Origin of the sequence: uncultured Hymenobacter sp. (assembly GCF_964242765.1) — a bacterium.
Taxonomy (GTDB): Bacteria; Bacteroidota; Bacteroidia; order Cytophagales; family Hymenobacteraceae; genus Hymenobacter.
The window spans coordinates 1-14,683 of sequence record NZ_CAXTBM010000098.1 but is presented as its reverse complement, the minus strand read 5'-3'; the positions used below and the strand labels follow the sequence as shown (position 1 = coordinate 14,683).

The window sequence follows — 14,683 nt, the reverse complement described above, 5'->3', positions numbered from 1 at the left end:
GAGCAAATCCGTAAATACTTCGGTGTGGCACTGGTTGCACTCGAACTTCAAGCCCACTGTGCGGCCTTGAAGCTCATCGAGAGGAGCAGGGGTGGTTTTCTGTTGAATCCACATAAGGAGTTAGTTTGGTTTTCAGGAAAGGAAGGAGAGCAGAACGTCGGCGGGCCATTGGTATGGGTAGCCTGCCAGTGGTTGTGTACGCACCAGTTGCCGTTTTGTGTTGTCTGGGATGTAGATATAATACGGCCACGTAGCGGAATATCTGCTGGCTAGGTAGTACACTTGTAGCCGCTCGGCTTCTTTTCCAGCTAATTCAGATATGCTTGATTCTCCCGTTGAATCTGTTGCGCCGCCCGCCAAAACTCCGGTGCCGTGGGTGCCACGCTGGCGCACTTTGCTCGGCTCAGTGGCTTTCACCCGCGACCCTATTGGCAGGCTCAACGGCATCCTGGCCGAATACGGCGATACGGTAGGAGTATATCTGGGCGGCATCCGGCCGGGCTTGGTCACGCGCGACCCGGCGTTGGTGCAGCACATTCTCCAGAAAAATCACCGCCGCTACCTGAAGTCCGACCTCACGCACGGCCTGATTCGCTACTTGGGCCGCGGGCTGCTCACCAACGAAGGCGCCGACTGGCTGCGGCAGCGCCGCCTGATTCAGCCGGGCTTTCATCGACAGCGCCTGGCCGGCCTGACCCACCTGATGCAAACGGCCGCCGAGGAATGGACCGCCGAACTGACCGTCCGCACTGCCCCGCCCGACGGCGCGGCGGTAGTCGATATTCACGAAGCCATGACGCGGGTAGCCTTCCGCATTGTGGCGCGGGCCGCGTTCAGTGCCAGCCTCTCCGAAGCAGAAGGGGAGCGGCTAGCCGATATTCTAACCCGAATTCAAGCCTTCTACGTGCGCACCGTACGGCAGCCTTACTTGCGGCCGTGGTTTCGCGCTCGGGGCAGTTACCGTCGCCACGACGAACTCAGCCGGGAATTGCGCGAGCTAATTCGGGGCTACATCCGGCAGCGCCGCCAACACCCGTCCACCGACCCCGCCCAAGCCCCCGACGACCTGTTGCAAATGCTGCTCGACACCCGCTACGAAGACACCGGGGAGCCTATGCAGGAAGATCAACTGCTCGATGAAGTTAACATACTCTTGGTAGCTGGTCACGAAACTTCGGCCAATGCGCTAAGCTGGTTGTTCTATCTGCTCGCCCACAACCCCGCAGTAGCCGATAAGGTGCGCATCGAAATGAGTGCCGTACTAGCCGGCCGCACCCCCGACTTCAGCGACTTGTCTCAACTGCCTTACTCTATGTGCGTGGTGCAGGAAACGCTACGTCTCTACCCGCCCGCCTGGATTCTGGACCGAGTAGCTTTGGAAGACGATGAGTTTCGGGGCCAGCCTATTCCGAAGGGCACGCTCTTTTCGCTCTACCTCTACGGCCTGCACCATCACGCCGCCCTCTGGCCCGATGCCGAAGCGTTCCGGCCCGAGCGATTTGCGCCGGGTGCTGTTCCTGCGGTGCCTACGTACGGCTATCTGCCCTTCGGTGGCGGCCCGCGCCTGTGCGTTGGCAACCACTTCGCGCTTACTGAGATACAGCTAGTGTTGCTGGAAACTCTACGCCACTTCAGTGTCGAGCCTACCACAGAAACCCCCGCAGTACTTATGCCTCTCGTGACGCTGCGTCCGCAAGGAGAAGTGCCCCTGCGGTTTCGGCGGCTGTAGTCCTAGATGCTTTTAGAAAAGAGGCGAATAGAAACCACTGCTAGCAATAGTTTCTATTCGCCTCTTTTGAGGAATACAAACAGCCCGGCTTATTCCGCCAGCAAGCCAGCCACCGTTTTCTCGAACTCGTCGGTTTCCTGCTGGTAGTATTTGCCGGTGCCGGGACCAGAGAAGCCGGTGTGAATCTTGCGGACTTCGCCTTTCTTATCCAGGAAGATGGTGGTAGGGAAAGCCAGGACCTTGGCTAGCTGCGGGAGCGAGGCACTGGCCGAATCCTTGTTGGCCATACCCGCCACGGCTAGGTCGTAGCCGACGTTGAGACGCTGCTTCATCTTAAGCAGCTTCTGCGACGCTAGCTTCTGGTCGGGCGTGCGCTCATAGCCCAGACCAATGATTTCGACGCCGCGCTGCTTGTTTTTCTCGTACCAAGGCGCCAGGAAGTTGGTTTCGTCCATGCAGTTGGGGCACCAGGAGCCGAGGATTTGCACCACCACTACTTTGCCTTTGTACTTGGGGTCGGTGGGGGAGATGCTGCCGCCTTCATAAATGCTGGGAAACTTAAAGTCGAGGCGTTTCTGGTTGGGCTTCATGCCGGTAAGGGCGTTAGCATCGGGCAGCTTGGCATTAGCATCGAGGCGGCCAGTCCAGGTCTCGTGGCCAGATTTGCCACTGTAGAAGTCTCCATTGATGGTGGTGTTCGTGTCGCTGAGTCGGTTGGCAGTGAAAAGGAAGCCATGGCTGCCGTCGAAGGTGCTCAGCTTCATGGTGTTGTCGCTAACTTGCCCCGCCAAATAACGATAGTCGCCGGTAGAAGTCAGAAAGGTGCCGGTTATGTCGTTGCCGGTCTGTTTGAATACGCCTACGGCAGGATAGGTTTCGCCATCGTCACCTTTGAAAGTGACACTCCATGTGCCATCAAACGAAGCGGGCTTCTGATTGACCGCTACGGGAAAAACTTTCTGCTCGCCTTTAGTGGCCACGAACGGCACCCGGTACGGCTCCTTGCCATCATACTTCACCCAAGCGCCTTTCAACTTACCGTTGCCATCGGCCCGCATCACCAAAGCAGCATCAAAGACGCCCAAACGAATAGTGGTGGAGTCGCCAGCGGTGCTGATTTCGTCGAGCTTGAGGCGCTCCTCGCCGTTGAGCAGCGTGACGGTAGGCTTGCCGCCGTCGGTTGCTACATCAAACAGAAACGGGATTTCCTGACCTTGAGCGGAGAGTACACCTCGCCAAGTGCCGGCAGTGAGAGGCGTGGTCGTATTGTTGGTAGTAGCTTGATTGTCAGAGGAAGAGTCGGTGCTACAGGCAGCTACAACAAGCATGAGGCTGGCACCAAGAAACACTTTTTGGAAAAGCGAAGAGAGAGACATAGTCAGGTTGAGAAGACAATTTGTTCGGCGCTAAACTACTAACCACCGAATTTGGTTTAATAAGGTGGAGCGCCAAGGTAGCACGAAGCGCCGGTTCGGGGCAGTTCAAGCTCACAGAGCGGGGGCATGCCAACTGTTTTGTTTAACAAAGCAGCACGCACAAGCTTCGTGAAAAAGCGCAGACCAGAAATTTTGGGACGCGCCATACCAGGCGCCTATATTTGCGTACCTGCTCTTAAGTAGGTCCGTTCCCTCCACATTTTTCCTTTTCGCATTATGGCGTTTGACTTAGAAATGATCAAGGCGGTGTATGCTGGCATGGGCTCCCGCATCGAAGCTGCTCGTACTGCCGTTGGTCGTCCGCTTACCCTGACTGAAAAAATCCTGTACGCTCACCTGTACGGCGGCTCGGTTTCGCAGGCTTATAAGCGCGGTGTTTCCTACGTCGATTTCGCCCCCGACCGTGTGGCCATGCAGGACGCCACAGCCCAAATGGCGCTGCTCCAGTTTATGCAAGCCGGCAAACCCAAAGTAGCCGTGCCGAGCACCGTGCACTGCGACCACCTGATTCAGGCGAAAGTAGGAGCCGACGAGGATTTGGCCATTGCCAACTCCGAAAACAAAGAAGTATACGATTTCCTGGCTTCGGTCTCCAATAAATACGGCATCGGTTTCTGGAAGCCCGGCGCCGGTATCATTCACCAAGTGGTACTCGAAAACTACGCCTTCCCCGGCGGGATGATGATCGGTACCGACTCGCACACGCCCAACGCCGGTGGCTTGGGCATGATTGCCATCGGGGTAGGTGGCGCTGATGCCGTCGACGTAATGGCGGGTATGGCCTGGGAGTTGAAATTCCCAAAGGTTATTGGCGTGAAACTAACCGGTAAGCTTTCGGGCTGGACGGCTCCCAAAGACGTAATCCTGAAAGTAGCCGGTATCCTGACCGTGAAAGGCGGTACGGGTGCCATCGTGGAGTATTTCGGCGAGGGTGCCGAGAACATGTCGTGCACGGGTAAGGCTACCATCTGCAACATGGGCGCTGAAATTGGGGCTACCACTTCGGTGTTTGCCTACGACGAAAGCATGGCCAACTACTTGCGCGGCACCAGCCGGGCCGAAATTGCCGACCTTGCTTCCACGGTAGCACAGCACCTCCGCGCCGATGACGAGGTATTTGCTAATCCCAAGGAGTACTACGACGAACTCATTGAAATCAACCTTTCCGAATTGGAGCCCCATGTCAACGGCCCCTTCACGCCGGACGCCGCTTGGCCGATTTCGCAGTTTGCAGCCGCAGTGCGCGAGCATGGCTGGCCCGAGAAGCTGGAAGTAGGTTTGATTGGTTCGTGCACCAACTCTTCGTACGAAGACATCACCCGCGCCGCCTCTATCGCCAGCCAGGCCGTAAGCAAGGGCTTGACCGTGAATGCCGAGTTTACGGTAACACCCGGCTCGGAACTGGTGCGCTACACCGTGGAGCGCGACGGTTTGCTGGACACTTTCGCCCAAATGGGCGGTGTGGTACTGGCCAACGCCTGCGGTCCGTGCATCGGGCAGTGGGCGCGCCACACCGACGATCCTAAGCGCAAAAACTCCATCATCACGAGCTTCAACCGCAACTTTGCCAAGCGCAACGACGGCAACCCGAACACCCACGCTTTCGTGGCTTCGCCCGAAATCGTAACGGCCTTCGCTATTGCCGGCGACTTGACCTTTAATCCGCTCGTGGATACGCTGACCACCAAAGACGGTCAGCAAGTGAAGCTCGACGCACCGCACGGCCTCGAAATGCCGCCCCAAGGCTACGCCGTAGAAGACGCCGGCTACCAAGCTCCCGCCGTTGACAGCTCTTCGGTGCAAGTTATTGTGGACCCCGGTTCCGACCGTTTGGAGCTGCTCGACCCCTTCAAGCCGTGGGAAGGCACCGACCTGAAAGGGTTGCGTCTGCTCATCAAGGCCCAAGGCAAGTGCACCACCGACCATATCTCGATGGCCGGCCCATGGTTGAAATACCGTGGTCACCTCGACAATATCTCCAACAACATGCTCATCGGAGCAACCAACGCCTTCAACGGCGAGGCTAATTCGGTGAAAGATGCTTTGACTTCGGGTACGCCTTACTCGCCGGTACCGGCCGTAGCACGAAACTATAAAGCCCAAGGTATTGGCTCGGTGGTAGTTGGTGATGAAAACTACGGGGAAGGCTCTAGCCGGGAGCACGCCGCTATGGAGCCGCGCCACTTGGGCGTGCGCGCCATCATCGTGAAGAGCTTCGCGCGTATTCACGAAACCAACCTGAAAAAGCAGGGGATGCTGGCACTCACCTTTGCTAGCAAGGCTGATTATGACTTGATTGAGGAGGATGATATCATCGACATCCTCGGCTTGACCAACTTTCAGCCTGGCCAGCCGCTGCAAGCACGCCTGCACCATTCCGACGGGGATACCGACCTCATTACCCTCAACCACACCTACAATGAGGGACAGATTGAGTGGTTTAAAGCCGGCTCGGCCCTGAACCTGATCCGTTTGAAAGAGGCAGGTGCGGCTCAGATGTCGCAGAAGTAGTGAAATCTACTAAAAACAAAAAGCTGCTCTGTTTAGGGCAGCTTTTTGTTTTTATGGGCTATCGTTTAATTCAATTTAAGCATGAGCATTACCGTTAAGCAGTCCATTTCTGTTACTGGCTTTATTATTACTCTCGTAGGTGCCATTCTGTTTTCCACAAAGGCAATTATCGTTAAGCTAGCTTTTATAAGTACCCATACGAATGCCCTGACGTTGCTCACGCTGCGTATGCTATTTTCGCTACCATTTTATTTAGTTGCCGCTTTTGTTGTCAGCAGCCGGAGTAGCAATGTAAAGCTAACCAAAAGAGAATGGGCTTTCGTTTTGGGCCTTGGTGTGATTGGCTATTACTTGAGTAGCTTGTTTGATTTTATTGGCCTGCAATATATTTCTGCGGGATTGGAAAGGCTTATTTTATTTTTGTACCCAACCTTTGCAGTATTTATTAATGCTTATTTTTTCAAGCAACTTATATCACGTGTGCAAAGAGTGGCTTTAACGCTTACCTACGCTGGTATTGGATTAGCTTATTTTGGCGAGTTAGCTATTGATTCTAGTAATCCGAATTTTTACTTCGGTAGTTTTATGGTGTTTCTGTGTGCAGTAACTTATGCTATTTATATAGTGGGTAGTGGAAGAGTAATTCCTCGTATAGGATCCACTAAGTTCACTGCGTACGCTATGCTAGTCGCTACGTGCGGGATATTTGCGCATTTCGCGGTGGCGGGCGAAACGGCAACTTTCCAACTTGGGAAGGAACTTTGGGTATATGGCTTATTGCTAGCGGTAGTTGCTACCGTTATTCCCTCCTTTATGCTGTCTTATGGGTTAAAAAGTATTGGTTCAAATAATGTGGCTATTATTAGCGGTATTGGACCAGTATCCACCATTATGCAAGCGTACTTTATTCTAGGTGAAAGAATTGTTTTTGAGCAGATGGTAGGCACTGCATTGGTTATAGCAGGCGTAATCCTAATTGGTTGGAAGAGAAAGCCGATAATTGTGAAAGAAGTTGCTGTCTGATGTCGATTAAAACGTAGTTGTTATGTAAGTATATACATCTTTTATTTCAAATAAAAAAGTTGATTTTCAGTAAGAAAAACTCTTGTTTATACTCTATAAATTTAAATCTAGGGCAGTGCTTTATACTATATTCAGGATGTCCGGCAAAACCTGCCTTATGAATATAGGTCGTTCAATGGAAATGTTGATTAATCCGTTTATTGGCAACAAATAGCCGTTTGTGGGAGTATATATTTATTGGAAGTGTAAAGTCAAGCAACAATAAATGACATGCTAACGGAAGTAAATTATCTAAATGAATACGTGTACGGGCAGAAGTCTGGTCTAATAGATTACATTGTATTTAAGCGTTGATTGCTACTCCGGGTTGTTGATTGAACTGGCTAGCTAAAGTTGTTGAGTCGGCTGGGTGACTTTTTTCGTATTGGCGGGATAAAGTCATTCTCTACTGTAATGCGAAGCTTCTATTCATGGCCGGATTCATCAAGAAAATAGCAAAGGTTGCGAAGCATACCAGTTTGGGGCTGTTGGGGGTGGTGGCAATATATGGAGTAGGAACGCTGGTGCTGTCGGTAATACCAGTGGGCACGCGCAGCACACCCGAACCCGGCGACATAGAAGCTTACGTGCTATCCAACGGGGTGCACACCGACATTGTGGTGCCTGTTCGGAACAACCAGATAGATTGGAGCCGCAGCATTCGCTACGCCGATACTCCTGCCGCCGATACGAGCCGGCAGTATATCGGCTTCGGCTGGGGCGACAAAGGCTTCTACCTCGAAACACCTACTTGGGCTGAGTTGAAGCTACGTACTGCTATTCGCGCCATGTTTTGGCTAAGCAGCTCGGCCATGCATACTACCTTTCATCACCAGCCCGTGGTGGGGCCGCATTGCGTGAAGCTGTATTTAAGTGAAGCAGAATATGGGCGCTTAATTCGTTTCATCCAACAAAGCTTCCGGCCCGATGCGCAAGGTCAGATACAGCACATCAGCGGGCACAGCTACGGCCGCTACGATGCTTTTTACGAGGCCCGTCGGGTTTACAACCTATTCTACACCTGCAACACTTGGGCCAACGAAGCCTTAAAGATTAGTGGCCAGAAAGCCAGCCTTTGGACTCCGGCCGACGGTGGTATCTTCTGGCATTATCAGTAGCTTTATCTCGCGTTAATTGCTTTGCTCATCTAACTGACAACTAACATGACGACTTACAACGAAATATTTGAGAGAAATCGGCAGTGGATTGCGGCTCATAATGCGGCGGGTCCGGAGTTTCTGGCTCGCCTAGCCACCGATCAGCGACCTGAGTACCTTTACATTGGCTGTAGCGACTCGCGCGTGACGGCAGAGGAACTGATGGGCGCAAAACCCGGCGAAGTGTTTGTGCATCGCAACATCGCCAATTTGGTCAATAACATCGACCTGAACGCAATGTCGGTTATCGAGTACGCCGTAATGCACCTGGGTGTCAAGCATATTGTGGTGTGCGGACACTATGGCTGTGGTGGTGTAAAAGCGGCAATGCAAGCCGAGGACTTGGGCATCATGAACCCTTGGTTGCGCAACATCCGTGACGTGTATCGGCTGCACCATCAGGAGTTGGATGCCATTGAGGATACCACTGCCCGCTATAACCGCCTAGTGGAGCTGAACGTGCAGGAGCAGTGCGTCAACGTGATTAAAACGGCCGCCGTGCAGCAGAGCTACTTGCAGAAAGGCTACCCCACGGTGCACGGTTGGGTGTTTGATTTGAAGAGTGGTCTGCTGAAAGACTTGAACTTGGATTTCGAAGATATTCTGCACGACATCCAACAAATTTATAATCTCAGCGACAAGCCTATGTTCAAGTACAAGGCAACCTTGGCCGAGAATATAGGGAAGGAATAATAAAAAGATAGGGGCCAACCCTGGCTTGTATAGTGCTGGCAAAAGAAACCCGGCTGCTTCCGCTTGGTAAGACGGAGGCAGCCGGGAAATGAGGGTGGCGAGAAAACGGCTGAAACTACTAGTTAAGCCAAACCTCGGCTACCGTCTCGAAGCGGTGGCGAGCGAAGGCTCCGTAAGGTTGTTCAGCGTAGAAACCCAAGACGTGGATTTGCGGCAAACCAGTGCGTGCGTTGCGACGCACCTGGATAGGATACACATGGCCGGCTTTGGGCCAGTCACCAATGTGGTCGGAGGGGCGGCGGCTGTCATCTACACAGCGAGCATATTGCTGTACAGGCGGCGGAACGGGAAGCTTTACTTTCGACATATCCAAAGATACGGATATTAGTTGGTTCTAAAAAGATTAGCCCTTATTATTTATAATTAAAAGCCCCTTGACAGCGGTTTAATCGAATATTAATACCTATATGTGTTGTCTAATATACAGTTGAACTCAAATAAACTTTTAGCTCAACAGTGAAGTTTTGCTAAAAAAATTAGTTGTCGAGCTTCGTGTTTTATCTCGGGAAGATTAGCGTGCATTCACTAGGGAAGAAAACTTAATGCCAACGGCTATCCCTATTATGAGCCTGCATGGTTTATAGCTGTTTTCAATTCTGGATCAAGAATTTGGATACGGCAATTAGGAAGACACATGGTGTCATACCCACGCTGGAACTTGGGGAATAGCGAAGAAATAAACAACTTTAAATCCGTCCCAGGATTTGGTTTCGCATTGACTTGAGAGTTGATTATCAATAGCAAAGCGCCCAACCGGGAGAGAAGAGTTCTTCTCCTGGTTGGGCGCTTCGAGTACTAGTACCTCTAGTGCGTCAATAGCACACGTCGGGTTAGGTTACCAGCGGTGCCGTGCACACGCACCATGTATACTCCGGCTGGTAACTCCCGCAAGTCCACCGTTGAAGTAGAGCCAGTTAGTGTCTGCTGCTTCACCACTTGGCCCAGGGCGCTTAGTACCTCTAGCTGTTGCCCACCAAAACTGGCTGGTACTTCCACTCGAACTTGGCCTGCGGTAGGATTCGGGTACAGTTGCCATGTAGCCGGAGCCTTAGACGGCCGTACGGGTAACAGTTGGCTTTGGGTGTAGCGGGCTATGGCGTCGTCGGCAGCAGTCCGCAACTGAGCTAGAGTAGGCGCCGCCACTATCGCAAACGTAACGGTAACCGAATCAGCGGGCGCCAAGAAAGGCATTACGGCCCCCACTACTTGCGCAATGTCCGTGCCGGTGGCTACGCCCGCAGTCCGGTGGCGGGTGCCGCTGTTCAGCGTCAGCATTTTTTCGGCCCGACTGAACCCGTTGGCAAGACGTAAGCCACTACTGGCGGGCGCATTCACATCAATAGCATAACTCGATACAGTGCCCCCGCGAAGCCACTGCACGCCTACGTAAGCATTGGCAGAGTCTACATTATATGCGTAGCTAAGATGGCGTACCGAATCCCAAACCACTGCATTGCGGGCGTAATTGCCCATGTCCCAGTCGGCGAAAATACCAGCGTAAAGGGGCTTAAGGGTATCGGCGGTTACGTTTTTAATTTGGTATTCCAACGTCACGTAGTTACGTTCTACACCTTGGGCCCAGGAATTGCCCTGTTGCCGCACCTGCACCCCCACAGTGCGGTTGCGCGTAGCACTTGGTAAGGAATCGCGCAGTATACCGGTAGCTGTTAAGCTGGCATAGGTAGTCTGGCGGTGTAAGGTGGTTTGCACCTCGGTGAAAAAGTCGGCGTCAACGCTATTCCGGTCGTTGCGCAGACGGCTGGAAATGCGGGTAGTACCAGCCCCTAACAAAAGGCCGCCTTCATATAGCATAGAGTTTCCGCCCTGGTATCGTACGCCTTCCCCCTTATTAGATCCTAGTCCGTCGGTGCCTAAGCTACCGCGATGCGTAAGGGTGACGGCCAAGTTGCCCGCATTCAGTACTACATATTGCGGGTTGATGAGTATGGTTGCGTACTGATCGTCTTGGTAGCCGGTAATAGGGTCAGAGAGACGATAGCGCAGTGTTACAGAGGTGTTGACCGGTGCGGCCGACGCTACTGCTAGCCGAAAAGGGGTAGCCGCGTTGGAAACCCTAGACATAGTGCCTAGCGCCGTTGTGGTAAACGTGCCCTGCCGCACGTTTACATAGGGCGAAAGGGACGTAACGGTAAGCGTTAAGTTTTGTATGGGCTGCAATAGATTCAGCATCTCGACAGTCAGCCGTATGGTATCGCCGAGTTGATAAACCGGTTTGCTAGGACTAAATAGGCACTGCGTAAGGCGGACGGCGTGCTGGTTGTTGGCCTGTACGGCACGAAACACGTTCAGGCGGCCTGTACCCAGCTTCCCGAGGTAAGCGGCGTTGCCAGGCAAATTATACACGTTGTCGGTAGTAGCACGGAGTTGCGCAATTACTTGTGCCGCCGATAGTTGCGGAAATCGAGCCCGCACCAGTGCCGCTGCTCCGGCCACCAAAGGCGCCGAAAACGAGGAACCACTGGCCCGGATATAATCGGCGTCCGTGTCGCCCCAGGTAGTGTATACAGCTTCACCAGGCGCTATCAAGTCAATCCGGCGACTGTACGTTGCGTTGCTCGACCGAATATCCGTGGCTCCGCACCAGCCAACCGACAGCACATGATCGTAGCTGGCAGGGTAGAAGTCTAGCTCGGCGTTGGTGTTGCCAGCGGCAGCCACCAGCACCACGTCGCGGTTGATGGCGGCATATGAAATGGCATCCTGCTCGAACTGGGAGCGGCCTCCTGCGCCGCCCCACGACATATTAATGATTTTGCAGCCGTGGTCGGCCGCGTATACAATGGCCTCGTAGCCAGCAAAGCTACCGCCCGTTGTGCCCGGATATATTTTCAATGGTAGAAACCGGCACTTAAATCCTACGCCAGCAATACCGGCACCGTTATCGGCCCGGCCCGAAGCGGCTCCTGCTGTGTGCACGCCGTGGAGGGGCTGCGACGACGAGTTTGGGGAAGGATTATTATCACCGTCGGCAAAGTCCCAACCGCGGTAGTTGTCGATGTAGCCGTCGTGGTCGTTATCGACGCCGTCGGGTGGGTCTTGGTAGTTGCGTTGCCACTGGCCGGCCAGATCTTGGTGCGAAAGCCGAAAGCCTGTATCGGTAATGCCAATCAAAACCGTAGTATCTCCCTGAGTCAGGTCCCAAGCTTGAAAAGCGCGAATCTTTTTCAGGTGATACTGACTGGTCGCAAGTGTAGAGTCAGCAAGCGGGTCGTTGGGTTGATAGAGCGGGGCGCGGTAATAAAGGGGCTCCACGTACTCCAGCATGCCAGTGCCTAGCAGCGCATGCTGCACCTTGGTTAAAGAAGCTTCCTGATTGAACCAGACTTGGTACACCAAACTTAGGTCGACGGCGCCAGGCCGTTCGTAGTTGGGGCGTATTGTATTAGGAAATTTTTGCTGCACCTGCGTAGCACCAAGGCGGCGCAACAGAACATCCAGCACGGGGCCGGCCATAGTATTAGAGGCTCCTTGAGGACGAAATTCCGGCTTGATCTTAAACACCAATGTGCCAGAAAGCGTGGTAGGCGCATCAATTGTAATTTGTTTTACTCCTGCCATTAGGAGGGCGGAAGACGACTGCGCTATTCCCATAAAAGGAATCCAAGCCGAAATTAGGAATAATGCTAATTTAAACGATGGTAATAGTTTATTCATAGTGCAAAAGAAACCCGCGGTTGAAAGCTCGATCTTGTTAGCTACCTGCAACCATAGATTGCACTATATTTCAGGAAGCGTAAGTTTCAGTTAGTAAACCTAACTAAGAAAAACAGCTAAAAAGAGCGTTATTGGGTAAATTATATCAATAACTTTATATAATACCACTAATTCATAATTTGTAGTAATTTATGAAATACCGAGTAAAGAGAGTTTGCTAGTTAGACTAGCTAATGAGGTTTTGTACAATATTGTTTCTGTTTTGAACAAAATTATAAATCCGTTTAAAAGGGATTTAATTATAGTAGCTCATTCAAGTAGTGCGGTTATAGTTGATGGGTTTACGCATTGAGTACTGGGTTACTTCGCCGGAATGGTTTTGTGTTAAAAGGTGAAAGCACTTGCGTGCTGCATTCCGCGTGGAATGCAGCACGCAAGTGCTTTGCGTATATCTCATTGTCTATTGAGTTGGTATGCTCAACTTTGAAAGTGTGTTGAACACTTAGCACTGGAATTTTCTGTCGTGTTAGGGTTGGACGTTGATCTTAATAGCATTTCAGGGATTGTAGCCTGCTTGAAACAAACAGACGACGTCTATACCCGGAGGGCTATGTGCTTGACGTAACGGGTTGATTATATGAGTGTAGATGTATCAGGGCTGTGTTATTGGAATAAAAAAAGGACGCCTCCGAAGAGACGTCCTTTGACCACCAAGAAAACTTAATTTGAGCCTAATTTAACTCGCCTTGACAGCTTGTGCGAACCACGGGGGAGTTGCTTGAACTCGTTCTGAGTTTGGAGTAAGGCTACAAAAGTGCGTTTAGGTTCAGCTAAATGATGTTACGCAGGTCGTTGCGTAGGTTCTCGATGCCATGCCATATCTCAGACCACGCGCTATGATCTTGGTCGGAAGGTTGCGCGTTGTGAGCAGGCACGGGACCCAGTTTCTCGGCTAGTTTGCTGCGCTTCACTTCCAAAGCAGCAATATGTTCGTGGTAGGTGTGCGGCGCTCCCGCGGTGGTAGCATGAGCCCGATTGCGAAGCGTCTTGATTTTAGTGTCCAGATCTTCGAGGGCTTGGCGAATGTCTTTGTCGGAAAGATGCTGAGGCACGCGCGCGTGCTGGGGGGAAGTAGTAGACATGGCGAACAGCTAGTAGGTTTTAGATGCGGATAGAATAAGATACAGCTTTTGATGGGCAAAGGATACGCTATTCTGCCAACCTAAACTCATTCTTAGGCTAGTCAGACAGTTAACAACCATCTTTCTGCTAGTTCTCGTTGGTGAAAACAACCTGCACTTTCTACAAGCAGCTTTGCTTTTCACTACATCTGCTTTTGATCTTGAACGGGCATATCAGTCAACTACTACCGGAACGTTTAACTCGCGGGCCAAGGGCGCGGCGGCCGATGCGTAAAGGAGCGCTAAGAGTTCGTTGAGGGCAGGCGTTAGCTCGAGGTGATAGTCTTCGTGTAGCTTACTGATTTGCTTTAGCACGTCATGTGTGCGGCGCGCCAGATGCTGGAGTAGCGGTTGGGTAGGGCCGTGCAGTTGCGCAACAGCAGCGGGCTGATGGCGGAAAATATTGGTAAGCAAGCGTAGCGTCAACTCAATCTCGCCAAAGGTGTCGCCGGTGATGCGGGCGTGGTAGGCGAGCCGAGCTTGTAATTGCCGCACGATGTGGAGCAGGTCGTTGGGTGTTTGGTGGTAGCCGCGTACCGGGTCATCGACCTGCGTACGCAACCGCTGCCGCCGAATTTCAAGCGCGTCTTCTCCTTCTAGCAACCGAAACGTAAGCTGCTCTGTCAGCACAGAATCCTGTGCCACTAAGCGGGCCAGAAGCTGGTCTTTTTCGCGTTGAGGAAGGTTGAATAGGGCTTTACGTAGTTCAGGGGAAAGGGCAGGCATAGACGAGTGAAAGGCAGCTGTGCATTAAAACGAACCTCAGTCATTAAAAGCTCCTCGTTTTCTCTCAAAACAAGCCTTTTAACTCCCAATGCTCATGATTTTCAGCTACCCTTCTTTGCTTTAGGCACGGCTTTACTGCCGGCATAGGCTACCCGATAAATCACACCATTGTCATCGTCTGACACCAACAAAGAGCCGTCGTTTGCTTGCACAATGGCGCAAGGGCGGCCAAATTCCGATTTGCCGCCTTCCACCAGCCAACCCGTCACGAAGTCTTCGAACTGTTGGGGCTGGCCTTGCTCGTTGAAGTGTACCCGCACAATTTTGTAACCCGAAGGCTGCGCCCGGTTCCAGGAGCCGTGCATGGTCACGAAAGCATCGTTTTTGTATTCGGCCGGAAACTGCTGACTGCGGTTGAAAACTAAGCCTAACGGGGCCGAATGGGCCTTGTAG

The 14,683-nt window shown here is 52.4% G+C and carries 11 protein-coding genes; 5 read left to right on the top strand and 6 right to left on the bottom strand.

All coding sequences use genetic code 11. The annotated features are described in order from the left end of the window. Nucleotides 1-319: 319 nt before the first annotated feature. Nucleotides 320-1,729, top strand: coding sequence for a cytochrome P450 (locus tag ACFE7X_RS23595; RefSeq protein ID WP_375438137.1), 1,410 nt, complete (start codon nt 320-322; stop codon nt 1,727-1,729). Between the two features lie 89 nt (nt 1,730-1,818). Here ACFE7X_RS23595 and ACFE7X_RS23590 read toward each other — a convergent pair whose 3' ends face one another. Continuing rightward, nucleotides 1,819-3,105 carry a TlpA family protein disulfide reductase gene (locus tag ACFE7X_RS23590; protein ID WP_375438136.1) on the bottom strand — a complete coding sequence of 429 codons (1,287 nt, stop codon included), beginning with the start codon at nt 3,103-3,105 and terminating at the stop codon, nt 1,819-1,821. Between the two features lie 276 nt (nt 3,106-3,381). Here ACFE7X_RS23590 and ACFE7X_RS23585 point away from each other — a divergent pair, with 276 nt between their 5' ends. From ACFE7X_RS23585 to ACFE7X_RS23570, 4 genes are all read left to right on the top strand, one after another. Continuing rightward, nucleotides 3,382-5,676: an aconitate hydratase gene (locus tag ACFE7X_RS23585; RefSeq protein WP_375438135.1), complete on the top strand. Its 2,295-nt coding sequence runs from the start codon at nt 3,382-3,384 to the stop codon at nt 5,674-5,676. A gap of 81 nt (nt 5,677-5,757) precedes the next feature. Then, on the top strand, nt 5,758-6,699 hold the full coding sequence (locus tag ACFE7X_RS23580) for a DMT family transporter (RefSeq protein WP_375438134.1): 942 nt from the start codon (nt 5,758-5,760) through the stop codon (nt 6,697-6,699). A 470-nt stretch (nt 6,700-7,169) separates the two neighbouring features. Beyond that, nucleotides 7,170-7,856 (top strand): TIGR02117 family protein, encoded by a 687-nt coding sequence (locus ACFE7X_RS23575; protein ID WP_375438133.1) that lies wholly within the window; start codon nt 7,170-7,172, stop codon nt 7,854-7,856. A gap of 45 nt (nt 7,857-7,901) precedes the next feature. Next, on the top strand, nt 7,902-8,588 hold the full coding sequence (locus ACFE7X_RS23570; protein ID WP_375438132.1) for a carbonic anhydrase: 687 nt from the start codon (nt 7,902-7,904) through the stop codon (nt 8,586-8,588). A 118-nt stretch (nt 8,589-8,706) separates the two neighbouring features. Here ACFE7X_RS23570 and ACFE7X_RS23565 read toward each other — a convergent pair whose 3' ends face one another. From ACFE7X_RS23565 to ACFE7X_RS23545, 5 genes are all read right to left on the bottom strand, one after another. After that, the gene (locus tag ACFE7X_RS23565; RefSeq protein ID WP_375438131.1) at nt 8,707-8,955 is read right to left on the bottom strand and encodes a hypothetical protein; all 249 of its coding nucleotides are present in this window, start codon (nt 8,953-8,955) and stop codon (nt 8,707-8,709) included. Between the two features lie 497 nt (nt 8,956-9,452). Continuing rightward, nucleotides 9,453-12,227 (bottom strand): S8 family peptidase, encoded by a 2,775-nt coding sequence (locus ACFE7X_RS23560; protein ID WP_375438130.1) that lies wholly within the window; start codon nt 12,225-12,227, stop codon nt 9,453-9,455. 926 nt (nt 12,228-13,153) lie between these two features. Beyond that, on the bottom strand, nt 13,154-13,465 hold the full coding sequence (locus ACFE7X_RS23555) for a hypothetical protein (RefSeq protein ID WP_375438129.1): 312 nt from the start codon (nt 13,463-13,465) through the stop codon (nt 13,154-13,156). 213 nt (nt 13,466-13,678) lie between these two features. Continuing rightward, a complete protein-coding gene (locus ACFE7X_RS23550) occupies nt 13,679-14,230 on the bottom strand; it encodes a hypothetical protein (RefSeq protein ID WP_375438128.1) in 552 nt (183 codons plus the stop codon). Between the two features lie 101 nt (nt 14,231-14,331). Continuing rightward, nucleotides 14,332-14,683: PQQ-dependent sugar dehydrogenase (locus ACFE7X_RS23545; RefSeq protein WP_375438127.1), on the bottom strand; the 352-nt coding region annotated here is incomplete at its 5' end.

Excerpts from the sequence above, each read along its gene's own strand:
- ACFE7X_RS23595 (WP_375438137.1), top strand. The coding sequence starts at position 320 with ATGCTTGATTCTCCCGTTGAATCTGTTGCGCCGCCCGCCAAAACTCCG.
- ACFE7X_RS23590 (WP_375438136.1), bottom strand. The coding sequence starts at position 3,105 with ATGTCTCTCTCTTCGCTTTTCCAAAAAGTGTTTCTTGGTGCCAGCCTC.
- ACFE7X_RS23585 (WP_375438135.1), top strand. The coding sequence starts at position 3,382 with ATGGCGTTTGACTTAGAAATGATCAAGGCGGTGTATGCTGGCATGGGC.
- ACFE7X_RS23580 (WP_375438134.1), top strand. The coding sequence starts at position 5,758 with ATGAGCATTACCGTTAAGCAGTCCATTTCTGTTACTGGCTTTATTATT.
- ACFE7X_RS23575 (WP_375438133.1), top strand. The coding sequence starts at position 7,170 with ATGGCCGGATTCATCAAGAAAATAGCAAAGGTTGCGAAGCATACCAGT.
- ACFE7X_RS23570 (WP_375438132.1), top strand. The coding sequence starts at position 7,902 with ATGACGACTTACAACGAAATATTTGAGAGAAATCGGCAGTGGATTGCG.
- ACFE7X_RS23565 (WP_375438131.1), bottom strand. The coding sequence starts at position 8,955 with ATGTCGAAAGTAAAGCTTCCCGTTCCGCCGCCTGTACAGCAATATGCT.
- ACFE7X_RS23560 (WP_375438130.1), bottom strand. The coding sequence starts at position 12,227 with ATGGCAGGAGTAAAACAAATTACAATTGATGCGCCTACCACGCTTTCT.
- ACFE7X_RS23555 (WP_375438129.1), bottom strand. The coding sequence starts at position 13,465 with ATGTCTACTACTTCCCCCCAGCACGCGCGCGTGCCTCAGCATCTTTCC.
- ACFE7X_RS23550 (WP_375438128.1), bottom strand. The coding sequence starts at position 14,230 with ATGCCTGCCCTTTCCCCTGAACTACGTAAAGCCCTATTCAACCTTCCT.